Raw genomic sequence first — 24703 nt, 5'->3', positions numbered from 1 at the left:
CTCCATGTCCTAGTTCTGCAGGATCTTCTGCCCTTTGATCACCACGTTCTTGTTGGCCTTGATGTTGATGGCGCCGGAACCGTCGATGATGATGTTCTTGCCGCGAATCGTGATGGAGCCGTCCTTCTTCATGGTGAGGCTGGATGCGCCCGTGGTCAGGGTAATGGAGTCGCCGGCGGTGAGGGCAAAGTGCTTGCCGACGTCCAGGCTGTCGTTCTGCCCGATGCTGGTGGTTCGGTTGCGATCGACGTCACGGGATTCGTCCTGGCCGATCTGGGTACGCTGGTTACCGTTGATCTCGATCCCTTCGTTGCCCTTGACCGTTTCGTTACGGTTGCCCGTGATGTCGATGGTCTCGTTGCCGCCTACGTCTTCGGTACGGTTGCTGACGATGGTGATTTTTTCGTTGGCGCCGACCTTTTCCGTGCGGTTTGCACCGATAGTGATGGTCTCGTTGCTGCCCACGTGCTCGGTGCGATTGACACCGATGGTAATTTTTTCGTTATTGCCCACGTCCTCGGTACGGTCTACGCCGATGGTGATGGTCTCGTTGTTGTCCACCGTTTCTGTGCGGTCGTGTTTGACGTGAACGGTTTCGTCGTTGTCGATGGTCTTGCTGCGGTCATGGCCGACCCAGTGGGTCTCGTCGTTCTCGACCTCGATGTCCTGGTTTTTTTCGGCGTGGATAAACAGCTGCTCCGCGCCTTTTTTGTCTTCCATGCGGATTTCATTGAAATTGGCGGGTGAGCCGTCTTTGCTTGAACGGCTTTTCACTCCGCTCTGGGTGGCATTGGCCGGCAACTTGTAGGGGACTGTCTGTTCGGCGTTGTAGACACGACCGGTGATGATCGGCCGATCCGGATCGCCTTCGAGGAAGCTGACGATTACTTCCTGACCGATCCGCGGGATCTGCATGGCGCCCCAGTTCTTGCCGGCCCAGGCCTGGGACACGCGAATCCAGCAGGAGCTGTTTTCGTTGGATTGGTCGTGGCGGTCCCAGTGGAAGTGCACTTTGACCCGGCCATACTGGTCGGTCCAGATATCCTCGCCACTGGGGCCGACCACCACGGCGGTCTGCGGCCCGCGGACGATGGTCATGGGGGTCAGGGGGAGGGGACGGAACGCCTGGCTGGCGTCCATGCAGTCCAGCTCGCTGACGAACTGCTCGGACAATTCCGACTGCCCGCTTTCGTAGAGTTCCTGGCGGATCTGGTAGCGTGCGACTACCACCAGGTATTCGCGGTTCTGGTCCTCACGGCTGTATCCAGTCAGCCTGAACACATGGCCGGAGCCCAGACCACGGGGGCAACCACGCAACTGCACGCGCTCGAACTGGCTTTGAATGGCTTCGATGCGGGTACGCGCATAGTGCTCGCCATCGTTACTCTGGACGTATTCACCGGGATAGTCGTAAAGCGGGTAGTCGCCGTTGCTGTGGTCGCGCGGCACACTGGAGCGCACATCGAGGCTGGCGCGGGGGCGCTGGAAGTCATAGTCGTTCAGCGCCAGCGAACCGGATTGCACCTCCCGCGCCAGTTGCCAATCGTAGAAATGATCGCGCTCGCGCATTTGCCGATCAGGTGGAAAGAAGGGCACCGACGCATAGCCTGCCGCAGTGGAATGAGCGCCGTAGGCGTCGGCCAATACCAATACGTGGCGCGCCTTTTCATGGCGAAAGTAGTAATAGATGCCTTCCTGTTCCATCAACCGGCTGACGAAGTCGAAGCTGGTTTCGCGGTACTGCACGCAATATTCCCACTCGTGATAGCTGCCGCTCAGGCTGTCTTCGAAGTCGGAGAAACCGAGGTCGCGGAACACCTGTTTGATGATGTCCGGCACGGTCTTGTTCTGGAAAATGCGGCAATCGGAGGTGCGCGTGAGCAGCCAGAACCAAGGCCTCAGGCTGACGCGATAGCCCGCGAACTGACCATGGCCGGTCAGTTGCCGGCAACTGCTGATAATGCCGTGAAAGTAGCGACGGCCACCCTCGAACAGTTCCAGGGACAGACCCATCGGTTTACCCAGCAACTGATCGAACTTGATCGCTTGATCTTCGGAAGTGAGGTCCAATTCGTAGTGAAACAAACGCCCCAGCTCTTCACTGCCGGCCATGCTCTGCAACAACAGGACATCGCCGCCGAGGGGGCTGTCAACCTGCACCCAACGGGTGTTTTGTGTTATTGCCATAAATTGCCTTCCAAGTTGGCGTAGCCCGTAGAGTGTTAGCGTATCTGGCCGCAGAATCAATGCCCGGTTACGATTCAACGTCAAAGGCGGGACGAGGGGAAAGCAAATGCGCCTCAAGGTTCAGCAAGACCGAGGTGATTGAGGTGGGCTTGGTGACAAGTCAGACACATGATTTAACAAGTGGGCGATGTCAGATGTTCATAAGTCTACAAAAGGGCTGTCAGAGCTAGCTAAGCGGTCGATGAGTAGAAAGATGTGTTCATCGATGTGTGTTCATGATTGTTGAGCGGACACTGTGAGCGAGCTGTTTCCGAGTGTTCGCTCCTGCATTCTGATCTCCCGTTGTTTGGCGTTGGGAGGACAGTAAGCGAACGCAAGAGAGGGGATTAGACGGGTAAATCGGAAAGAGTTTATGCGAGGAAACCGATCAATTCCCGGCACTGGTAGATGACTTGGCCGGACGCATACGCTGCTATGAAACGTCAATCCACTGGACGCCTGTAGCCAACCTGGACAAGCTCGGTGTTTGCTTGCGGCGATTGTCTGCAGTGGGCTACCCGTTGGCAACGGGCATCAAGACGCTAGTTCAAGTCGAGACCTTCCTCGAGTATGGACTTTTGCACGGCTTCACGGCTCTTCACACGCTCGTACCAAGCTTGCAGGTGATGAAGACTGTCAAGATGAAGTGGCGTATCCTCGTAGGACTTAAGCCAGGACGCCTTAGCCCATCCAGTCACCGCAAACAGGTAGGTGTCAGCGACCGTGAATTTTTCACCCATAAGAAATTGTTTGTCTGAGAGATGCTGATTGATCCAAGCGTAGCGTTTCTCGAGCTTCGGTCTTGCGATCTCAATGTAGTCTCCTGCCGGAGCAGCATAAAAGAGCGGAATAAAGCCCTTATGGATTTCCGTTGAGAGGAAGGCGAGCATTTCCTGAAGCTTGTATCTTTCAAACGTTCCGTTGGCTGGAGCTAGGCCTATTTCGGGGTGCTGGTCCGCAAGATATTGAATGATTACAACTCCCTCCAAGAGCATTTCACCATTATCAAGCTCAAGCGCTAGAATGTAGCCGTGCGGGTTGACCTTGTAAAAGTTCTTCCCCTGTTCTGTTACATGATCTTTGAGGTCGACCTTGATGAATTCGACATTGAGGCCAAGTTCGTTTGCAACGATGTGTGGCGAAAGGGAGCAGGCGCCAGGCTTGTAGTAGAGCTTCATTCTGTGATCTCCATGGAATTAATTGTCGTGCTTTAAAATGTGAAGTCTATGTTAGTGCGCTTTGTAAGCGACTCGCTCGCTACGTTTTGCACCGTTTGCATGGATGAGCTACCCATGTGCCACGTTCCCCACAGCCAGAGACAGCGAATCACCAAGAATGCGCCATAAAGCGGTAAGGCGCCGCCGGTAGGTACCTTCACTGCAGTAAATCAACTCGACATGAAGGCTGTCGATAACCGCGATATAAGCATCCTGAAACATCGAAATCTCGTTCGCCGACAGTGCTGGATACCTGTTCTCAAGGCTTACGCCGAAGCGTTCACGAAGACGGTCCAGATAGGCTTCAAAGCCACTTGTAACCGATGCCTTTAACTCCGAAGGCGGAAAGAATGCCGTGCGCAGCAGGAAACGCAGAGCAGCGGAAGACTCGTAGCGGTTTGAAAGATTGTCCGTGTACAGCTTGCCGGGCAAGTCATCATTCGCCGGGACCCTTGCAAACATCTCTTCGATATAGTGCCTCTCCGTCGCCAGCGCCAGATTCAGCACGGCGTTGAACAAATCATCCTTGCTCTTGAAGTGCGCGTATAACGAGGGCTTGCGCATACCTGCCACGACAGCGATTTCATTGAGCGACGAGGCGTCGTATCCCCGCTCAGCGAAATGCACCAGAGCGATATCACAGATTCTGCTTGCCGAAGGGCTCAGCACTTTCATCGGGATGACCTTTTATTCAGTGATTTAACGCGGTGATGTGCTCGGCCCTGCCTTCGCGCACACTGACCCAGGTCAGCGCACCCACCATAACAGCGCAGACTATCAGGAATGCGCACCAGGCAATGGCGCCATGGCTGCTCGCCCAACCGGTCAACGGTGTGGCGAAGGCCGAGATGCCAAGCTGAAACGCGCCGAGCAATGCAGCCGTTGAACCCAGGGCAGTGGTTTGCGAAGACATCACCAGCGTCATCAGTGAGGTTTCTGCAATCCCCAAGCCAAGCAGTGCTATCGCGACACCTGCAGCCAGCCAGTACAAACTAGAACCAGATACTGCTGCGCCGTAGGCCATGACAGAGCCTGCAAAGATGCAAAAAGCTCCAGCCGTTGCCATGCGGGCCAAACCGTACTTGCCCACCAGTCTGGTAGCCACGACGGCCCCTATGAGAATCGCGATGCCGGTTGCGCCAAACAGCGTACCGAACTGGGCAGCAGGCAGTCCGTATTCCTTCTGATAAACAAATGTAGCGCCGCCCACATAGGCAAAGAGAAAGAAGAACACGGCTGACAGCGCTAAAGCTGGCCTTAGAAAACGACCGTCTTTTGCGAGGCGCGCATACGTGCGTATCGCAAGGCTCATATTCAATGGCTCGCGCTTTTGCATTGGTAGTGTTTCAGGCAAAACAGCCATCGAATTCACCGCCACCAGCGCACCGAGAACAGCCAGTACCAGCATGACGGCCCGCCATCCGAAATGCGCCTCAATGTAACCACCCAACCCCGGGGCGATGATGGGAGCAACACCTTGAATGGTCAGCAGCAGGCCAAAAAGTTTTGCTGCCTGAACGCCCTGAGTGACGTCACGCACCATGCTCATGATGACCACCAACGTCAAAGCACTGCCTATCCCTTGGGCAAATCGTGCCACGAGTAGCCACTCAAGGGTTGGTGCCGCTCCTGCAGCCAGCGCACTCAAACTGAACAGCAACAAGCCTGCTATCAGTGGACGTCGACGGCCCAAGGCGTCGACTACCGGCCCGAACAGCAATTGTCCAAGCCCCATTGCCAATAAAAAGACCGTGAGCGTCAGCTGAATGCTGGCAACACTGGTCGAATAATCAACCGCCATTTCGGGCAGGCTTGGCAAATACATATCGACGGCTGAGGGCCCCAGTGCGGCGATGGCCCCCAAGGCAATGGCAAACTTCAGTGAAGGATTGCCGAAATGACTCTTTTCCATAACAAACTCATGATTGGCTTCCTACCGGAAGGTAGGAAAGTGGCGTGAAGTTAACGAGAACCGAGAGGCAAGGTCAAGCCGTTATTTTCTTAGTGGCCAGGCAGCACCTGCCAGCGCTCCGCGCAATGCATGCGCACGAAAGTGTTTTAGGCTTCAGTTCAAAGTGTTTTTTCAAGAAGCGGCTGAAATGAGCGGAATTTGTGAAACATCATTTTTAAGCGATCGAGGTAAGCGACTCAGTGCGCAGCAACGGGTTGGCTAAATCGATCACGCTGCGTTCGAGCCTGGCCCGCTGGATGTATCGACAGACGCCGTCACCTTCCGCACCAGCGATGGGGCGGAGAGGGTGGCCATCTCGTTGTAGTCGGGGCAATTTGGAGGCAACACAGAGGACCACCTGGCGCCGTTATCCAGCGCCACGGTTGGCCCACACGCCAACGGGACACTTAGCGCCAATGGCCGTAACTTTGTGGGCGGATCAGGGTTCAAATTGAACTCTATGGGAGCCAGACTTGCCTGCGAACTAGGCGCCTTGGTGTATCAGGCAGACCTATTCATCGCACGCGCGGGCAAGCCCCGCTCCAACAGATGGCCTCCGATACCTCTTACAAGCGAAACCTCGACACCATGCTGTTCAGGTCAACCGCCAGGCGGGTCAACTCGCCGCTGGCGGCGCTGGTCTGGGCGGCGCCGTTGGAAGATTGCGTCGACAGGTCCCGGATGTTGACCAAGTTGCGGTCCACTTCACGGGCGACTGCAGCCTGTTCTTCCGCAGCGGCGGCGATGACCAGGTTACGCTCGTTGATCTCGATCACTGCGGTGTTGATGGTTTCCAGCGCCAGGCCTGCGCCTTTCGCGATGCTCAGGGTAGATTCAGCACGGTCAGTGCTGTTACGCATTGAACTGACCGCTTTTTGGGTGCCGCCTTGAATGCTGCCAACCATACGTTCAATTTCGCTTGTGGACTGTTGGGTGCGATGGGCCAAAGCGCGTACTTCATCGGCGACAACCGCAAAACCGCGACCGGCTTCACCGGCCCGGGCGGCTTCGATAGCTGCGTTCAGCGCCAGCAGGTTGGTCTGATCCGCCAAGCCACGAATCACGTCCAGAACCTTGCCGATGTCGCGGGACTCTTCCGCAAGATTACCAATCAGATCGGCGGTGCTTTGCACATCCCCGCTCATGCGTTCGATAGCGTTGACGGTCTCGTGAACTAGATCCCGGCCATCGCCTGCTGACGCCGTCGCGTTTTTTGACGCCTCTGAAGTGCTCACTGCGTTACGCGCCACTTCTTCGACGGCGCTGGTCATTTCGTTGACTGCAGTGGCGGCTTGTTCTATTTCGTTGTCCTGCTGCGCAAGGCCGCGGGCGCTTTCATCGGTAACTGCGTTCAGCTCCTCGGCAGCGGAAGCCAGTTGTGTTGCGGATCCGGAAATACGCATCAAGGTATCGCGCAGTTTCTCCTGCATTTTTTGCATGGCGAGCAGCAACCGGCCCGCTTCGTCAGTGCCATCAACCTTTATCGGTCGGGTCAGATTACCTTCGGCTATGGTTTCAGCCGCTTCAAGTGCCAACGCTATAGGTTGGGTGATGCTCTTGGTCAGCAGCCAGGCAAACAGCATGGTCAGCAGCGAGGCAATAATGAGGAGGCCGACAACCCAGTTGAACGCAGAGCTGTACTGGTCAGCAGCGGATTGATTGATGATAGCCAGCTGGGCGTTATTGAAGTCAGTAAGCTTACCCAAAGCCACGTTTATCTGCTCAGCGTTAGCCGCAGACTCGGCGTTCAGCACGCGCGTTAGCTCCTGCAGATCGCCAGCCCGACTGAGGGTAACAAGGCGCGTTTCAATCTTGCGATATTCACCCATCAGCCGCATATAGTCGTTGTAGTCGGATTGCTCTACAGGGGATGAAATCAGTTTGGCGTATGCTGCCTGCGACTGGTTAAGTTGTTGGTTTTGTTCCCCAAGTAATTCGATGGTCCTGTTCTGAATATTCGGTTCGCGATCAGTTAACAGCCGATGCGATAAAACCCGCATGCGGACGCCCGTCACCGTGAGAGCATTCAGGGTCTGAAAGCTAGGGACGCCATTTATCGCGATGTCGTCGCCAGCTGCTCGGATCTTGCTCATCTGAGACAGGGCGAAGAGGCCGAGAATCAGCATGAGCGCGCCTATCAGGGAGAACCCCAGAAATGCGCGCGGAGCAATGTTCATTGTTCTTATTGTCATGGTTTTCCCAAAGCGTGGAATGTGCTCCCCGCAAGCAGCGGCGGATGGCCCAGCGCATAAGTTTTTATCGGTCGCCTGATGGCACACTTGAGCGAAAACAGCTGTGTGCCGCATAGTAAAACTGCTATTGCCCACTCACCAACTTGCAGACATCGACTGATGTTGGCCCGATGCAGCCCGATGGCGACAATCTTCAACCGAAACGACCTGGACGCGACGTTCGTTCAGTTGGTAGAGACGCGCTAACAAGGTTGCATATTTCTCTTGCAGAATCAGCTCTAGAGGCTGCGGCAGCGTGCCAGAAGATGCTGTGCATAATGGTGCTCAAGGATAGGGCATGTTCGGTTCGATGCCGGCGAACACCGCGCCAGCGCCGTCATAAGTCGCTTCGCCGAGGAAAGCGTGCTGTGTCACTACCATGGAGTCGCGTACGATCCATTGCAGACGATTGTCATTGAAGATGGCTGCAGTCCCCGCCAGTCGATAAGCCTTCATGACCACGTCCGCTCCGGTATGAGCGGCATGGGTGGCGCTGAGGCGTAATAAGTTAGTCTGCTGCAGGGTCACCGCATTACCGGCGATGAGCGAAGCCCATACAGCTTCGGCGGATTCGTAGAAAAACGCCTGGGCGCTTCGCAGCATCGCCTCTGCCTTACCCAGTTCGCTGCGGTAATAAGCTCGATCACCCAAGCGCGGGGCACCGGTGACAGTCTTGGTGCTGCCCGACATTGCGATCACCAAGTCCAGTGCTGCGCGTGCCAGCCCAAGGTTAACGGCGGCGTGAACTTGCGCCTGGTAGGAAACGGACGGGTAATGATAGAGGGGCTCGTCAATTGTGGAGGCACTGCCCCGCACGAAAGTCCACTCGCGTTGGATGTTCTTTTGGTGCAATTTGAGGTCATGGCTCCCCGTCCCTTGCATCCCGACAACATTCCAGTTGTCGACGATCTGCACTTCGCTTGCCGGGAACACAGCGGTCAGCGGTTTGCCTGCCGTCGGTCCTCCACCGTTGGCCGATGTGCCACCGATGCCTACACCAATCCAGTTGGCGCCTTTGCACCCACTAGCAAACCGCCAGTGCCCGCTGACTTCCCAGCCATTTTCAGTCTCTTTGGCGGGTTGTAGAGGGTAAAGGCCGCCAGCATAGACCTGGTCCGGCCCGTTGGCATAAATCAACGCTTGGGTTGCCGGGGGGAGTGCCGCCAGGTAGATGTTGGCTGAGCCGAACGCGGTCACCCAACCGACCGAACCGTCGGCTTCGGAAACCCGCTCTACGATGCGTAGGAACTCGGCTGGAGGCAGCGCATCGCCACCGAAACATTTGGGAGTACTGGCGCGGAAGATACCCACTGCTTTCATTTTTTCGATCATGTCTAAAGGGACATGGGAGCGTTGGTTAAACTCGCTGCGACGCTCGGCAATCTCCGCAATCACATCATCCAGGGAAATCGCCTTGATGCTGATTGGAGCGCCTTTACGTGTGTCACGATCATCGAAATTGTTTTTGCTGTTCATGTTTATTGTTCTCTGGCTAGGGTGATTGCATACACGTTCAGAATGCGTGGGCTGATAAGAAAAAATCAAATTCGGAATATGAATAAGCTAAATAATCCGTGCGAATTAACTGTCGTGCCATGCGCCTCTAAAGGGGAGGGCGTTTAAGGGCGATGGCTATTCCTGCTGTCAATAGTGCGTATGAGTAAAGCGAATTTGACCGAATGAACAATCCCTCTCAACATGGATTCACCAAGTCAATAATTAAAAGGTGAAGGTTATGGTTAGCGATCAATCAAAACAACATTTTCGGCAAGCGCTGTCATTATTGTCTGCGGCGGTGAATATCATTACTACCGATGGCCCCCATGGTCGCTTCGGATTAACTGCGAGTGCGGTCTGTTCGGTCACTGATACGCCCCCAACATTATTGGTTTGCATCAACCGTAACAGTTCAATTCATGAAGCGTTGCTGGGCAACAGGGCGTTGTGCGTAAATATACTGACCGGTGATCTGGAGGGTGTTGCGCGACAGTTTGCTGGTATGACCGACCTGCCGCCTGCTGAACGTTTTGCCGGCCAGGATTGGCGGACAGGCTCCTCGGGCCTACCGGTGTTGAACGACGCCCTAGCAAGCCTCGAAGGAAACATAGTAGATATCAAGGAAGTCGGATCGCATTCGGTATTATTTGTACAAATTAACCAAATTCAGGTCCGTGAAGAGGGGGAGAGTCTGATTTACTTTGGGAGAAACTTTCACCGTCTGGGGCGGGCTGCAGCCGTCAACGTACAGACCTCGGCATCCTGAATAATTGCAGTTCCCCATTCGTGGGTTACGGGGTTTATAAAGAATGATCGCACGCCTCATTTGATATGAACTCCAGTATGGCTGCCGGAGGCAAACAGACTAATGATTAACCCGCGCAGCCAGGTTATCCCGGCATCCGATAGGAAACGGCTATGGCAATAAAGTCCCACCGAGATGGCTGGCAATTCGATGGGCAGACTCAGCAGCCGATAGCGCTGGTCGTGGTTTAGCTGCATGGCAATGGCACGCGGCAGAATCAATGCCAGATCAGTGTTGGCAACGATTTTCGGGGCAATCGTGAAGTTAGGCACTTTCAGAGCGATTTCGCGCGCAATGCCAGCCTTTCCGAATGCTGCATCGGCGGTTACGCCATGGCCGGTAATATTGCTCGAAACGTCAACATAGCGCAGGGCGAGTATGTCCTCAACGCTCAATTCATCTTCCTGAAAAGGATGGCCGTCGCGCAACAGACAAATGAATTCGTCGTCTAGCAAGTTTTCGTGGATGCACTCTTCACCAAGTTCTACCAGATAGCCTATCGCGATATCTACATCACCTTTGCGCAATGCCATAGCCAGTTGCTCTATAGGCATTTGACGCACATCCAGGCGTACTTTCGGCGCCTCCCGCGCTAGCACTTCCATCACCGTCGGTAGCACATAAAGTTGCGACATATCCGACATGGAGATGCGAAAAGTACGATCCGCTGTTTTCGGTTCAAAGTTCGAAAACATCATTAATGCGCTTTGAATAATAATCAGCGCATGTTCAATGGGTCCGTGCAGGCGAATAGCTGCGTCAGTCGGCTCCATCGACGTTGCTGTTCGTACGAACAGCGGATCGTCAAACACATCGCGTAGTCGACGCAGTGCGTGACTGACGGCGGGCTGGCTGAGGTGTAGGCGTTCGGCCGCGATTGTCAGGCTGCGGTGTTCCCAAATAGCCACAAAAGTCCTGAGAAGATTCAGATCGATCGTGGCCATGTTGATGTGCGTCATTTATTTACCACGAGCCTTACGCGTGATGCTGGAAAAGACGCCGTCGCGGTATATCCAAGCATGTATCAGCGCTGCGCAAAGATGTCCTAACACAAGCAGAAACAGAACCCAGGCGAATAACCCATGTGCTGCCCGAAACCAAGCGTAAAGCGCGGAGCTGACAGGAGCAATGGGTGGAAGGTTCCAGCCCGCGAACATGGTGACAGGCCAATTTCCGGCAGAGAGCGTCGCCCAACCGAGCAGTGGCAGGCAGAGCATCAGCATGTAGAGCAATAGATGCGAAACATGCGCCGCCATTGCCTGCCAGTACGGTACGTTGGCAGGCAATGGCGGCGTGGCGCTTAAAAGCCGATTGCCTAGCCGCAGGATAGCCAAAAGAAGAATGGCGATTCCCAGAGGCCTATGAAGATCAATGAGCCAGGGACGCAGGCTCAGAGAAGACATCATGCCTACACCTATAAATAGCATAGCCAGGATAAGGACAGCCATGAGCCAATGGAGAAGCCGTGCCGCGAAGTTGAAACTTTGCACACCGGTGTGCTTCTGCTGGGTATGCATTATTTGATTTCCTTTTTGCCAACCGCGTCAGTGGCTTTACCAAAACCGATTTCTCGTAATCGGGCGTTATAGGACTGGGAGTAAATACCCGCACGGGCTGCAAGCACCGGATCGTCTGAAAGCGCTATTCCTGAAGGTACAAGCGTCGGGTCAAAGTTAATGTCACGACATGCCCCATGAGTTTGCTCTACCACCTGGTTGACCTCTAACGTCCCAGCGATTACCTCCTTGCGGTTGCTCGGCCATGGTTGAGAAGGGTCGTTCACCGGATCTCCCGCCTCGGCCAGTTGGAATACCAGATCCCAGTACAAGGGTGCTACACCCACACGCTGAGTTATTTCATCAAACAGGAAGTCATGACTGGCTTGCGCATGAGCCTCTTTGCTCAACATCTCTACCGCCGCATGAGGGCGCATGGACCAGCGCACAGGTTGACGTTTTCCATCCGATGCAATGAGTACGAAGGCGTTGATGGAATTATATTCGGTTCCTGCAAAACTGGCCGGCCAAGTCGCGTTCGCCTCTCGCTCTACAGACTTGCGAGCCTCTGGATATTTTTGAAAAAACGCGGCCACCTTGTCCGGGGCTGGTTGTCCAGTGGCAGCCACCGGTTCAAAGGCCTCGATCTGCGCCAGGAAACCCTCGGCATCCCGAGTCGCGAAGTAGGGTTCGTTGTTGAGCTTCATTCGCCACTGTGACTTGTCGTCGCCTACCAGCATGAGTGCCATGCTGACGGTCGCCGTCGAATTGTCCGCCGCATGCGGGTCCACGGTGCCGATTGAAAAACGCCCGACGGCGGGGATGTTGGCCGGTAGAAAAATACGTGAGGTCGACAGAGGGACGGCCTCGCCGCTCGCATGAAAAGTCCCACTGAAACACATACCCTTACCGTGGGCCCGTCGATAGCCTGGTGGAAAATTATCCAGGGAGTCACCCAGAAACTCTTTTGTGGTAACGCCGGTGCCTAAGAATCCTCCTGCCCAGGCAAAAGCCAGCACAAGAGCAGTCGCGATACTGAATATGCCCAACAACGGCACTCGATATTTCCATAAACCCTGAAGGTTATTCTTAAGCATAAAATTCTCAGCTGCACGTTGTCAGGCAGCGCTGGATTGAAACTGCCGAATGGCTAGCGCCAACACTAACCGGCGCAAAGCAGTAGTCATGTGTAAGACAGGGGGATTTGAACCGCCGATACGGCAAGAAAAAATCCCGGTGGGCTCAATGGGTTTGCTTGAGCGGCAACGCATGACAATCCCTGCGCCATAGCCTGTGCGTCATTACATTGCTGAGGACGGCCAAGGCAAATGACGCCGGCGATGCACCGCTTTTGACGTTAAATGTCCAGCACCAATCGTGGAGATTTTGATCGTGAACAGCATACCAATATCGTATCGTTCGCCGCTTTTTCATCAGCAGTGAGATACACATCGCGATGGTCTGGTTCACCCTCTAAAACATCACAGAGGCATGTGCCACAAACACCCTGCTCGCAGGAAATTTCGATATCAATACCTACTTCAGCCAGTGCTTGATAAATGGTCTGCCCGGTCATGACATTGACGGTTTTACCGCTGCGCGCCGCCACAACCTCAAAACCAGACCCATTGGTATCAATGTCGGCCTGAAAGTATTCGCGGTGAATGTGTGCATCAGGGTAGCCGAGTTCGAGAGCATTATTGATAACCCACTTCATAAAACCTCCCGGTCCACATGTATAGATGTGAGCCGTGTCCTGGCTGCCTCCTAATACGCGTTTGAGGTCCAGTTGGCTTTCAGGTTCATCGTCGAAGTGCAGCTGGACAGCTTGGGAAAATCCGGAGAGCTCCAACTCTTCAAGAAACGCACTTCGGCTACGTGAGCGTGCGCAATAATGCATCTCAAACGCCTTACCCCTGGCTTCAAGCGCATAGGCCATGGCCAGCATCGGTGTGATGCCAATACCCCCTCCGAGCAGGATTGAACGTTCGGCATTCAAGTCCAGCGGGAAATGGTTACGAGGCAGGCTTATGTTTACCTTTACGCCTTCAAGTAATTCCTGATGGACTGCAATGGACCCACCCCTGGATTGAGGATCTCTCAATACCCCAAGGCGATAAATGCCTGCGTCAGCGGGATCGCCGCACAACGAATATTGGCGGATCACATTTGAGGGTAGGTGCACATCAATATGGGCACCGGCCTCAAAGGTCGGTAAATTGCCGCGGTCTGCCCGCGCCAGCTCGATGACGACCACATCATCACCTTGCAGCACTCGTTTAAGCACGACTACGTTTAGGAGTTCATTCATCGGGTAATACCTGTACGCACGCGGGAAGACAATTCATATTGATGGTTTAAAAAAGCTCGCCAATCTTCATTCAGACTGATCAAAAACACGCATAACACCGGCCTTGAGTGACGTGTGGGCGAGTAAGCCTTCTTCACCCAATTCATGACCTGCGCCTGAATCCTTCATGCCGCCGAAGGGGAGACTGAGATCCAGCACATTGTGGTTATTGATCCAGATAGTGCCTGCCTTCACGCCGCCGAAGAAGCTCGTGATCCGATCAACGTTTTTGGTCCAGATACTGGCCCCCAAACCAAATGAGGTCGCATTGGCGCGCTGGATAACCTCACGGTCGTCCTTGAAGGAAAAGGCTGTTAGCACCGGCCCAAAAATTTCCTTTTGGGATGTGATGCTGTTGTTTGTAAGGTCGGTCAAAATGGTAGGCTGAATATAAGCGCCAGGGCTGTTGATCGTTTCGCCCCCACACAGTAATTCTGCACCGGACTCAAGGCCCTGGTGGATCATGCTCATCACCTTGTCGCGGTGGGCGTGATGAACGAGTGGACCCATCTGCGAACTTAAATCCAGACCCGGGCCAATTTTGATGGTCCGTGCGATTTCAGCGACTCCCGCAGTGACTTCGGCGTAGTGGCGTTTGTGGACGTACAGCCGAGAACCTGCGCAGCAGTTTTGACCATGATTGCCGAAAATAGCCCAGGCAGCGCCGGGAATAGCGATGTTCAGATCGGCATCCTCGGCGATGACGACCGGTGACTTACCGCCGAGTTCAAGCGTGTATTTTTTCATCAGGGGCGCTGCTATTGCGGCGATTCGTTTCCCTGTCTCAGTCGAGCCTGTAAAACTTATCTTGTCCACGCCAGGGTGCTCGACAAGCGCCGCACCCACTTCATGACCTAGGCCGGTAATGACATTGACAACTCCAGGTGGAATACCAGCTTCATTACACAGCTCCGCCAGGCGCAAAGTAGTGAACGGGGTTTGCTCAGCGGGCTTGAGAACAACAGTGCACCCCGTTGCAAGAACAGGTGCCAATTTCCAGACCGCTTGGCAAAGCGGCACGTTCCACGGGGTAATTGCTGCTACTACACCCAGTGGCGATCGTTTTGTGAAACCAAAAAATTTTTGATCCGGCAGGTAAGGAACGGACAAATCCAGGGTTTTTCCAGAGATTTTGGTGGACCACCCGGCCATATAACGCAGCGTATAAACCGACAGGTCGGCATCGAATGCGCGAGTGTTTCGAATAAGGCGGCCACTGCTGAGCGTCTCTAGTTCAGAAAGCTCCTGAGCATTTTCCGCAATCAAATCAGCGAGCCGGAGCATCAAAGCTTCACGTTGACAGGGTCTCATTCTGGACCAGGCACTGTCTTCAAATGCCTTGCGTGCAGCGGCCACTGCCAGGTCGACGTCAAATTGGTCTGCCTGTGCGATTTGACCTAATTCAAGACCGTTACTAGGATCGGCGATAGAAAAGTATTTTTCTGAATGCGGGTCCCTGAACTCACCATTAATGAAGATTTGAGTACGTCTGCCGATCCTGGATTTAGCCCCGGCGGTGAGGTGTTCGTAGTTATTTGCCAATGTCATGATCGAATGCCCATTGTTATTGTTTCAGGGGCCGCTATCGTACTAGCGGAATATAATGGAAATTAATATCCCGCACCGTCAAGAGTTGGACAATGACAGCAGAGGTACCTATTGTTGCCCTTGCTGCAACAAAGGCGAATCATCCAGGTGGTGCGTCCAATGTCTCACCTGGGGGTAGGGCGGATTGGTTTTCGCTGATCGTGCCCTAGGTCCTGGACCACGACTGCACCAAGCTGAGACGATGACGATATCGGTTAAAAAGTAGTGCATCTAACCGGCCAGGTATATCTGGCGTGTATGGAATGCAAACAAGTGTAGGCTTTAAGGCGAATTAAGAGTGCTGTATAATATGTTGGATTTTTTAGGTAAAAAGGAAATTCTCAATGAGGGTTGCTAAAAACAATCAAAAGACTGAAGAGAGGCGTACGGCTATTTTGGTCGAGGCAAGGATGGTATTTCTCGACTCAGGAAATGCTGGATTCAGCATGAGAAGCGTGGCTAAAAAAGTCGATATGTCGCTGAGTCATCTTCAATATTTTTTTCCGACCAAAGATCAACTGTTTTTGGAGATAGTCAGGTATACCGTAAATGACTATCTGAGAAATTATAAACTCATAATGATGGAGCCCTATAATAGTCCCGAACAACAGATGCGTGCTGTGTTGGATTATTTGTTTAGCGATCTCATGCGACTGGATGTTACAGCTATCTTCGTCGAGCTCTGGGGGATCGCACTCCGGGATTTAGAGGCTCGCCTTTTTCAGCGTAAATTGTACAGAGTCAATAGGCGAAAATTTTCTACAATCCTTGCCAGGGTTTACCCTGATGCATCGCGTGAGACCATCAAACGGGTCGCAACCCAAGTGCTATTACATATCGATGGCATTATGGTGCTTTACATGGTGGATTGGCCGGATGCAGAGAATTATGAACGAATAGTTCAAGACGCTAAATCAATCATATGGAGAATCATGGAAAATATCGCTCAAAAAAAAGAGGCTAGTCAACTGCCGTAGCTATGGCATTTTTCCGAACCAAGAAAATCTTATTGGGATTTCTGCTATTGCAATCACGAATGCGCCGAATCTGTGCGTTTATCGCCATTGCCAAGTAATGCACCAAATCACGCGAAAGAGGGGACAGCTTCCTAGATTGGCGCGAAATAATTTGTACTTGTGTTACATTCAATGCGTGATAATCGATAGGAATAGCTTTTAATGTGCCGTTGCATAACTCATCAATGACGGGAAAGTCACTGAGTATTGTCGAGGCTATGCCATTGCGCGAGAGGTCCAACATTATCTTCAGTGAGTTTGAAGTAATGTAAGGCTGGAAGTGAGCGCTGCTTTCACTTTGCAACTGATCAATAATTCCTCTAATCCGGTACTCAGGCGGGGGTAGAACAATATCTTCGTCAGCCAGGTCTTGAAGACTGAGTATCGATCTGCCCGCCAGCGGATGGTCGGGGTGGACAATAGCTCTCATGGGTTGATCGAAAGAATGGAGCCTATTGATGTTGGTGGTCTTGGTAGGGGAAAACACCAATCCTATGTCTGCTTCGTCTTCAGCGACCATTCGCTCAACTTCGTGAGAGGGCGCAATCAACAGCTCAGTGTGCGATTGTCGGTTAGCTTTGAAAAATTGATAAAGCTCACCTATTGCCTGAGTACTAAGTAGTCCTTCGCCCACCGCAATGCTGGTTCTATTTAAATATCCTTCTTTGAGTTGGCCGAGTTTTTTCAAAAGTTGATTGTGATGACCCATACGCTCAACATAATAATCAACTGCAGCCTGACCAGCGGCGGTCAGGCAGATCCTGTGTGTACCTTCTTGTATGAGCTGAATACCTAGATCGGACTCCAGTTTCGCAATCTGGCGACTGATGGAGGAGACGGCGAGCTCCAGCTCTTCGGCCGCCGCGCGCATGGTTCCCAGTCTGGAGCTCAAATACAGATACTTGAAGCGTTGATCTTGAAGCTCAGTTTGGGAATTCATCATGGGTGCCTCGCACGGTTCGCATCATCAAGTTTTTATTATGCTGACGAATCTATGCTAGTGAATGCCGGGAAGCAATACTGCGGGCTAGTTTTTTTGGTCAGTGACCTACAATATTTTTATAGCTTTTTGATCTAAGAGGGCGTTTCTGTCTGCGCCGAAATTTGCGGTTCCAGGTTCCAGGTTCCAGGTTCCAGGTTGCACGTTTAACGTTCTATGGAGCTCTTGATTGCTGAGGTACCCCTGATTTCCTGGCTTGATCAGCTGTGCTGGCGCTTGAGGTGATACGGTGCGGGATTAACTATGGGTGTGTCGCCAGTGACGAGATCAGCGACCAGTTGTCCGGCTGCTGGAGAGGTGCCAAAACCATGCCCTGAGAATCCGGAAGCAAGCGTCAAGCCCGGGATTTTATCCACGGGGGATATCACTGGGAGGCCGTCCGGCGTTACATCGATCATGCCAGCCCATTCGAGCTCTATGGTGGCTTTTTTAAAAGCGGGCCAAGCTTCAGTGAGATTGCGTAATGCAGCCCGATTCAGTCCGTGATTGACCTTTGGGTCTATTGTCCGTCTCTGCTCGAAAGCAGAGGTACCTTGGTCAGAATTGCGTCGCGACAGGGCCAGTTCTGTCATGAACTCTCGTCCCAGGGAAAGATTCATGTTTTTCCATTGGGAACGCAGTGTGGAAAAGTAGTGATGCCCGATCAGCAAGCTGTCAGGTACGATCGGCACCATGAAAGCTCCCCGGTTCGTGATGATGTATCCGCCGTCCTGGTGTTTGCGAAAAGAGATATCTGGAGTGCCTACTGCGACTTCAGTCATGCCCTCTATCGTCAGAGGAGCCGTTCGAAGGACTGAGGCGACTACCGGTAACGTCAAGAGGGGAACACCGCAGGTAGCCAGGAAGCGTCTCGACCACATGCCGCCGGAAAGGATTACGTTATCGCAACGCACTTCCCCCCGCTCGGTTACAACACCGCTTACTCTGCCTGCCGACATGGATAGCGTTCGCACCGCGCAGTTCTCCACGATGATAACGCCTTTAGCGATAGCCGCCCGTGCGATGGCACTGCTGGCAAGAGTAGGTTCTGCACGGCCATCAGAGGCTGTATAAATTCCGCCTGCCCAATCGACGGTGCACCCTGGAGAAAGATCAGCGATTTCTCTCGCCGTGACCAGGCGTGAGTCGAGCGAGGCATCAGCGACTGAGTTCAACCATTCTTGATGTGAAGCCATTTCCCCGGCTGAGCTGGCGGTATACAAAATACCGGTCTGTCTGTAGCCAACATCGGCATTGAGCCGTTGTGCCATGGTGCCCCATAGTTTTTCTGCGGCGATTGAAAGAGGGAGGTCCAGTTTGGCCCGCCCCATTTTCCTGATCCACCCCAGATTTCGCGAGGATTGTTCGCCAGCAATTCGGCCCTTTTCAAGTACTGTGACGGGGATGCCACGTTCTGCCAGCGACAATGCCGCAGTGAGTCCGATAATGCCCCCTCCGATCACCACCACTGTCGTGGCGGCAGGAAGAACGACAGAAGTCTGAACGGGAGAGATAGAGGGGGCCAAGTTTCTTGTCCTTGATACTGTATACGTTATCGAAAGTGCACTGAATCGCTACGCCCTGAGGCTGCTAAGTGTCACGTATTGTTATGAGTAATCGTGATTTCTTTGACATTGGCCTTTGAGACACCGCGATAGGCGGTGACTTCAATTTCAACTTTGTATATCTCAGATCCCAGAGGAGGGCTGGTCAGCGTCAGGGTTGGATTAATACCGCGCATTTTTTCTGCGTAGGTGGCCATTACGATATCTATGTCCTTCGCAAACGGTATGAACACGCGCGCGGCAACGATATCGCCAAGCGAAGCGTCAACGGCCGAAAGGGCATGTTCTATATTGGCCAAGACTTGAAGGGTCTGCTCAGCCGGGTCTTCGGGCATTTCCTTTGTGGCGGGATTGCGGCCGGCGGTATTGGATACGAAAATCAGATCGCCGACGGCGATGAGGCGCGAATAGCTACCCAGCTCCTCAAACTTGGATCCGGTTTTAACTTTAATAACGTCGATAACTTCTTTCATGTGGAGTGTCCGATATTCAATGAAAACTCAGAAGGCGCGGTGGCCGTGCGGGATCAACTTAGCGTTGGGGTTTCCCAGAGATTAAGTTTGACGCCTATGCCTTTTTCGCAGGCGTTGCGATAAATCACGGTGCCCCACGCAACGTCTTCTACCGGCATACCGCCGACCGACATGATGATGATCTCATCGTCGTTTTTGCGGCCAAGTGCTTCACCGACAACAATCTTGCCCAGATCCTCGAGCTGGTCAGGTGACATTTTTCCTTCGTCTATCAGATCCAGGAATTGGATGCCCACTACTGGCACGATGTTGTGCACTGGCTTGGGATTTTCTTCATGCCATGCCTGGTAGAGAGAAGGATTGTCCAGAACCTTGCGGATGTCGGGTGACTGCATGCCTTCATCGATACTCGTCAAGGCGGGCATGGACAGAAACGTACCAGGGCTTACCCATTCACGCTTCACCACAGGATAGGCAGAGGCATCACCAATTGCTCCGGAATTGCAGAATGTGACGATGTCACAGTCGCGTACCACAGCTTCGTTGGTGTCAACCACATGAATGTTGACAATCTGCGGAAAAGTCTCACGAACCCACGATGTAAACGCATCGATATTTTTTTGGCCGCGTCCCTTGACTTTAACTGTGTCAATCTCAGGACATTCGGCAACGAATGCCGAAAGTGAGGTCTTCGCCATCACACCTGGACCCAGGATGCCAACCACCTTCGAATTCTTTTTGGCCAGATGGCGGGCGCCTACGCCAGGCACGGCGCCTGTTCGATAAGCAGAAAGAAGATTCGCTGACATGATTGCCAGAGGAGCGCCCGTATCGGCATCGTTGAGTACGAACAGAAGGATGGAGCGGGGGAGGCCCTTCTCTCTATTCGCGATGTTGGATCCGTACCATTTCATCCCGGCTGTTCGAAATTGACCGCCAAGGTACGCAGGCATCGCCATGAAGCGTCGATCGGGGGTAGGTTTGGGCATGTCCGGAAAAGGTGAGTCTTCGGGAAATACCACCACAGATCCGTGGGAATTGTTATTGGGACCTGCCATCCGGTAGTCGCCGTGGTACATCAGGGAAAACATTTCTTCCATCGTGTCAACGCAGGCTGCCATATTGGTGACGCCCGCCTGAATCATGTCCGGTTCGGAGAGGTAAATGAAATCAATATTTGGTAAGTTGTGCATAGTCGTTGATGCTCATTTTGAAATACTGCTCTTGCCGCTGATACGAACCTTTCTCAGCGGGGACGTGATCTGACCGGTTGGGCTCTAACCTTCAACGCCGTTGTCATTCTGAATCGAACGGTCCAAATCGCAGGGCCTTCGAATAATCGGGTGAGCCATGACGGTTATGCGCTTTTTTCGGCGCTTAACTGCTCCAAATCCGCCTTGGAGCATTCGGCATGAGTTCTGGCGCTCAAGCTAAACTAGGTAACAGACCACGCTTATCCTACAGTTCGTTTTTTTGAACTCGATGACATTCGAGGCGACACTTGTTGTGGTAATGACAACGCTTGCGCTAGCAGGGTATAGCGGCTATTCCGGTCAAGCACCGATCAACATCATTGCCTAAAAAGCAACATGATCCCTGGTTGCTGTGATTGTGGCCCGATTTCTATGTCAGTAATTTCCTTGTCTTGTTTTTGCAGATTCGACAGGAGCCTTTTCATGATTTCCCCCATTTCTGACATTTCCCTGCTGGAAGAGCGTATTCGGGTACTTGAGGCCGAATCTGCGGTTCGCCATTTACTGAATCGGTATATGTATTTGTGCGACGTTCCCGGGCCTGAAACACGTGAAAGCGAGCTGGGCCAATTGTTCTGCCAGGACGCAGTTTGGCAGGGGGTCGGATCTCGGTATGCCCTTAAGTTTGGTCGTGTACGCGGACGCAAAGCGATAGTGGAGATGCTCATGAGTTACCTGCCACCGGCTCCGCACTTTCTGTCAAATATGCACTTTCTTTCCGGTGAGCAGATATCTGTCGATGGTTTTCAAGCCAAAGGCCGATGGGTAATGCAGCAACTCAGTCGCTACGAGTCTGGCCAATCAGGATCAATTGTCGCCGCCCTCAGCGTGGAATTTCTCTGGGAGGCAGACGCCTGGCGCATCTCCTCTTTTTCAACTGAACGCGTTGATGCCTTTCGTCTCGAGAATGTCCAGGGGGCGTCACTGTGATCCCGCTGGTCATTGAAGGTTGCATCGGGGGGCCAGGTCGGACGGTCGCCATCAAGGATTCTTTGGATGTGGCAGGTTGGCCAACACGGTGTGGGAGTCGTGCTTTCGAACACGCCCCGCCAGCCCAAAACCATGCAACTGTTGTGAAGGCGCTTCTCGACGATGGTTGGCAAATCATTGGCAAGACTGTGCTGCATGAGCTGGCTTTCGGTGTGACCGGTATCAACGAGTGGGCTGGAACGCCAATTAATCCACAGGCACCGGATCGGATACCTGGTGGCTCTTCCAGTGGCTCAGCGGTCATCGTTGCTCAGGGAAATGTGGATGTGGCATTGGGTACTGATACAGGAGGTTCTGTGCGCATGCCGGCTGCCTGCTGTGGGGTCTTGGGTCTCAAGCCATCGTTCGGTCGTTTGAGTCGTCACGGTGTGTATCCGGCTTCCAGTTCTCTTGATGTTGTAGGACCCATGGCTCGTGATCTCGAGACGCTCGTGGCTGCGATGACTTCAATGGACTCAACTTTCTCGGCGCATAAGCCTCTCGGGAAATTCCGGGTAGGTTTAGTCAATGTCTCTTGCGATCCTGCGATTGAGCAAGCCATACGGGACGAGATGAATCGTCGCGGCTGGGCCTGGGAAGTCGTCACGCTGCCGCTTCTTGATCGGGCATTCGAAGCTGCATTGACCGTCATTAATGCTGAAACGTGGGCTGCCTATGGTCATTACACCGGCCAGGCTTTACTGGGTGCCGATATTGAGGCGAGGTTACTGCGTGCGGCCAACACTGATGCCGTAGCCGTACAAGCTGCGCATGCGGTGCGCATGGCATTCAGCGAACAAGTAGACCATTTGCTGGAACGCTTCGATACACTCGTCCTTCCGAGTTTGCCTCGTCTGCCACCGCTATTGGTTGATGTATGCAAGGGTGAATCGGTGATCGATCTGACGCGCTTCCTCAGGCCGTTCAACTTGAGCGGGCACCCGGCATTGAGTGTGCCAATTCCCTATCCGGGTTCCTCCATTAAAACCAGCCTGCAACTCATCGGAGCAAAGGGTGACGACGCACGTCTATGTGCCATTGCTGGCGCGTTCCTTTGAATAAATCAGCGTTCGTCATCGAGCGCAGCAAGCACGCGGGTCAGACGGAGCAATTAAAAAGTGACTCAGTTCCTTCTCGGGCGACGAAGGACCTGATCAGGGATGTCACCCATAAGGTTGCAGCGTTGCAATCTGTACAACGAATGTCGCTTACGGTGTCATCGTTTTCGCGACGAAGTACTGCAAGGATACCGGAAGGCCGTACACCCATATGAGCCCGGCTACATGTGATGCGCAATCTACATCGCGTCGAAGATTAGAAGGATACGCTTGAATCAGATTCAATCCGATTGCCAAGGCCAGGAATATACACTTCACATCGATGCCTCGTTGAATAGAGGTCATGAATCGAAGACAAGTGATTGGTTTGAGTTCCTGAGTAATCGTCCTTTGGCGCGGTAAGAGTTTGATGAACTTGGCAACGAGTGAAGAGCGATGTAAAGAATAGCCAGGCTGCGGTTTTCAGGGGCAGCGGGCAGGTTTCGCTTGCGCTTGAGGAGCGCTCGCGTTGGTCCGCAAGGATGCTGCTGCATCGATTTATTTCCGTTATTCATAAAATAATTAGAGTGGAGAATTGGGATGACAGAGCTATCCGAGCCCCTATCTGCAGATGTGCCTGCAGGCGGCCAGCAATTAGAAGGTAATCTAAGTGCTTATAAAATCGCGTTATTGGTGATTGCAGCCGCAGGACCGTTAGGGGCAGTTCTCACCGCGGCCCCCATCGCTTTTGAGCACGGTAATGGCGCTGGCCTTGCCGGAGCATTCCTGCTGGCGGGAATTCTGATGATTTTTTTCTCGATAGGCTATGGCGAATTAATCCGGGCAATCCCGGGGGCCGGCGCATTTTACAAGTACCTCACGGTGATCTTTGGGCGGGGCGTAGGAGCGGGGGCGGCATGGGTTGCCTTAGCCTCTTATCTGGCGATTACCACGGCGATTGCAGTGGCGTCCGGGTATTACACGAATATGACCATGCAAGGATTTGGTATTGATATCGGCTGGGCAGCATGGACCGTGTTATACGTGGGGGCGATCTGTTACCTGGGGCGGGCGAATATTGATTTTGCCGCAAAGATCCTGGTGCCTTTGGTGCTCGCAGAGTTCTTTGTGCTTTTTCTACTGGGTATTTCCATATTCTTGGATAAAGGTCTTAGCGCCTTCCCGGTTCAAGCGATATCGGTAGACGCAATAATGTTGCCGGGGCTGGGGGTTGGGCTCATGGTGGCGCTGGCATCATTCCTCGGTGTCGAGTCCGCCGCGCTTTATGCGATGGAAGCCAGGAAGCCAGCAAAAACCATTCCGCATGCCACTCGTTTGGCGGTCGTTTTGGTAGGCGTCGCCTACCTGATCATTATCTGGCTGATCATCGGTGAGGTTGGATTTGACTCCATCAAGGACGAGGCAGCAATAGCGAAGGGCGGGTTGGTCATTAATTTGTTCACGACTCGTTTGGGTAGCACGATGGCGACAATTGTTTCCCTCATGCTGTGCACCAGCAACTTTTGCTGTTTGTTGTCACTGCATAATGCTGCGACGCGGTATGTTCAAGTCTTGGCCAAAGACAGGCACTTACCGAATGTTCTTTCACATATTCATGAAACGAAAAAATCTCCAGCCAATGCAAGTCTGCTTGTGACAGTGCTTGTTGCACTGACCATTATCGTCTCGTCCTCACTGGGCTATGATGCCTTTGTATTTTTGTTTCCCGTAACGGTGGCATTGTCGACGCTTGGATTGATAGGACTTCAGACATTTGTCACGTTGGGGGTCGTCGTTCACTTCAAAAAAGCCAACGATAAACGGTATTTTAAAACGTTAGTCAGCCCACTCCTCGCACTGGCTGGGCTTAGTACTGCCGTTTATCTCATCTACGATAATTACGGCATGCTAACGGGCAGTGAGTCAGCCTGGGTCAATGGCACTCCATTACTTCTGGTTGTCTTGTTTCTCTACGGGATAATCAAGGCGCGCTTCAGGAAAGCTGACTCGTCCGGGATCAAATGATATAGGCCATGCCTACACCGCCGTTA

General features: G+C 53.1%; 19 protein-coding genes and 3 pseudogenes. 5 read left to right on the top strand and 17 right to left on the bottom strand.

The genetic code is table 11. The features are described from left to right. Positions 1 to 9: 9 nt before the first annotated feature. From AB4N98_RS26750 to AB4N98_RS26715, 8 genes and pseudogenes are all read right to left on the bottom strand, one after another. Positions 10 to 2187, bottom strand: a complete 2178-nt coding sequence (locus AB4N98_RS26750; protein ID WP_460149104.1) for a type VI secretion system Vgr family protein — start codon at positions 2185 to 2187, stop codon at positions 10 to 12. 581 nt (positions 2188 to 2768) lie between these two features. After that, a complete protein-coding gene (gene gstA, locus AB4N98_RS26745; RefSeq protein ID WP_460149103.1) occupies positions 2769 to 3404 on the bottom strand; it encodes a glutathione transferase GstA in 636 nt (211 codons plus the stop codon). A gap of 108 nt (positions 3405 to 3512) precedes the next feature. Continuing rightward, positions 3513 to 4118, bottom strand: a complete 606-nt coding sequence (locus AB4N98_RS26740; RefSeq protein ID WP_460149102.1) for a TetR/AcrR family transcriptional regulator — start codon at positions 4116 to 4118, stop codon at positions 3513 to 3515. Between the two features lie 16 nt (positions 4119 to 4134). Beyond that, positions 4135 to 5355 carry a multidrug effflux MFS transporter gene (locus AB4N98_RS26735; RefSeq protein ID WP_460149101.1) on the bottom strand — a complete coding sequence of 407 codons (1221 nt, stop codon included), beginning with the start codon at positions 5353 to 5355 and terminating at the stop codon, positions 4135 to 4137. A gap of 73 nt (positions 5356 to 5428) precedes the next feature. Further along, a pseudogene (locus AB4N98_RS26730) lies at positions 5429 to 5677 on the bottom strand (hypothetical protein); the annotation flags it as partial. A 283-nt stretch (positions 5678 to 5960) separates the two neighbouring features. Continuing rightward, positions 5961 to 7055, bottom strand: a pseudogene (locus AB4N98_RS26725) (methyl-accepting chemotaxis protein); the annotation flags it as partial. Positions 7056 to 7097: 42 nt separating this feature from the next. After that, positions 7098 to 7520, bottom strand: a pseudogene (locus AB4N98_RS26720) (MCP four helix bundle domain-containing protein); the annotation flags it as partial. 390 nt (positions 7521 to 7910) lie between these two features. After that, positions 7911 to 9101, bottom strand: coding sequence for an acyl-CoA dehydrogenase family protein (locus AB4N98_RS26715; RefSeq protein WP_460149100.1), 1191 nt, complete (start codon positions 9099 to 9101; stop codon positions 7911 to 7913). 259 nt (positions 9102 to 9360) lie between these two features. Between AB4N98_RS26715 and AB4N98_RS26710 the strand changes: the two genes are divergently transcribed. Then, a complete protein-coding gene (locus AB4N98_RS26710; protein ID WP_460149099.1) occupies positions 9361 to 9888 on the top strand; it encodes a flavin reductase in 528 nt (175 codons plus the stop codon). A gap of 56 nt (positions 9889 to 9944) precedes the next feature. Here AB4N98_RS26710 and AB4N98_RS26705 read toward each other — a convergent pair whose 3' ends face one another. From AB4N98_RS26705 to AB4N98_RS26685, 5 genes are all read right to left on the bottom strand, one after another. Next, on the bottom strand, positions 9945 to 10886 hold the full coding sequence (locus tag AB4N98_RS26705; RefSeq protein ID WP_460149098.1) for a LysR family transcriptional regulator: 942 nt from the start codon (positions 10884 to 10886) through the stop codon (positions 9945 to 9947). Then, entirely contained in the window at positions 10887 to 11444 is a 558-nt protein-coding gene (locus tag AB4N98_RS26700; protein ID WP_460149097.1) for a cytochrome b, read from the bottom strand. It lies immediately after the preceding gene. After that, complete coding sequence (locus tag AB4N98_RS26695) at positions 11444 to 12520, bottom strand: catalase family peroxidase (protein ID WP_460149096.1); 1077 nt, start codon at positions 12518 to 12520, stop codon at positions 11444 to 11446. The genes AB4N98_RS26700 and AB4N98_RS26695 overlap by 1 nt, the downstream gene beginning before the upstream one ends. A gap of 260 nt (positions 12521 to 12780) precedes the next feature. Next, positions 12781 to 13734 carry a PDR/VanB family oxidoreductase gene (locus tag AB4N98_RS26690; protein WP_015372132.1) on the bottom strand — a complete coding sequence of 318 codons (954 nt, stop codon included), beginning with the start codon at positions 13732 to 13734 and terminating at the stop codon, positions 12781 to 12783. A 66-nt stretch (positions 13735 to 13800) separates the two neighbouring features. After that, entirely contained in the window at positions 13801 to 15321 is a 1521-nt protein-coding gene (locus AB4N98_RS26685; RefSeq protein ID WP_460149095.1) for an aldehyde dehydrogenase family protein, read from the bottom strand. A gap of 383 nt (positions 15322 to 15704) precedes the next feature. On the opposite strand from AB4N98_RS26685, the gene AB4N98_RS26680 reads away from it, so the two are divergent. Beyond that, positions 15705 to 16337 carry a TetR/AcrR family transcriptional regulator gene (locus AB4N98_RS26680; protein ID WP_460149094.1) on the top strand — a complete coding sequence of 211 codons (633 nt, stop codon included), beginning with the start codon at positions 15705 to 15707 and terminating at the stop codon, positions 16335 to 16337. On the opposite strand, the gene AB4N98_RS26675 is transcribed toward AB4N98_RS26680, so the two are convergent. The 4 genes from AB4N98_RS26675 to AB4N98_RS26660 all read right to left on the bottom strand — a co-directional run bounded on the left by AB4N98_RS26675 (position 16321) and on the right by AB4N98_RS26660 (position 20586). Then, a complete protein-coding gene (locus tag AB4N98_RS26675) occupies positions 16321 to 17319 on the bottom strand; it encodes a LysR family transcriptional regulator (RefSeq protein ID WP_460149093.1) in 999 nt (332 codons plus the stop codon). The two genes, AB4N98_RS26680 and AB4N98_RS26675, sit on opposite strands and share 17 nt — an antisense overlap. A gap of 257 nt (positions 17320 to 17576) precedes the next feature. Continuing rightward, on the bottom strand, positions 17577 to 18881 hold the full coding sequence (locus tag AB4N98_RS26670; RefSeq protein ID WP_460149092.1) for an NAD(P)/FAD-dependent oxidoreductase: 1305 nt from the start codon (positions 18879 to 18881) through the stop codon (positions 17577 to 17579). 71 nt (positions 18882 to 18952) lie between these two features. Next, positions 18953 to 19393 carry a Rid family hydrolase gene (locus AB4N98_RS26665; protein ID WP_003232737.1) on the bottom strand — a complete coding sequence of 147 codons (441 nt, stop codon included), beginning with the start codon at positions 19391 to 19393 and terminating at the stop codon, positions 18953 to 18955. A gap of 53 nt (positions 19394 to 19446) precedes the next feature. After that, on the bottom strand, positions 19447 to 20586 hold the full coding sequence (locus tag AB4N98_RS26660) for a tyramine oxidase subunit B (protein WP_460149091.1): 1140 nt from the start codon (positions 20584 to 20586) through the stop codon (positions 19447 to 19449). Positions 20587 to 21069: 483 nt separating this feature from the next. On the opposite strand from AB4N98_RS26660, the gene AB4N98_RS26655 reads away from it, so the two are divergent. The 3 genes from AB4N98_RS26655 (at position 21070) to AB4N98_RS26645 (ending at position 24677) form a co-directional block, all read left to right on the top strand. Continuing rightward, positions 21070 to 21576: a nuclear transport factor 2 family protein gene (locus tag AB4N98_RS26655; protein ID WP_460149090.1), complete on the top strand. Its 507-nt coding sequence runs from the start codon at positions 21070 to 21072 to the stop codon at positions 21574 to 21576. Further along, positions 21573 to 22673 (top strand): amidase, encoded by a 1101-nt coding sequence (locus AB4N98_RS26650; RefSeq protein ID WP_460149089.1) that lies wholly within the window; start codon positions 21573 to 21575, stop codon positions 22671 to 22673. The genes AB4N98_RS26655 and AB4N98_RS26650 overlap by 4 nt, the downstream gene beginning before the upstream one ends. Positions 22674 to 23252: 579 nt before the next feature. Continuing rightward, positions 23253 to 24677, top strand: coding sequence for an APC family permease (locus AB4N98_RS26645; RefSeq protein ID WP_460149088.1), 1425 nt, complete (start codon positions 23253 to 23255; stop codon positions 24675 to 24677). Positions 24678 to 24703: the final 26 nt, after the last annotated feature.

It is taken from the genome of Pseudomonas sp. S3_E10 (assembly GCF_054667615.1).
Note: the sequence above shows the minus strand (reverse complement) of the source record. Positions and strands in the feature narration are given on the sequence as shown.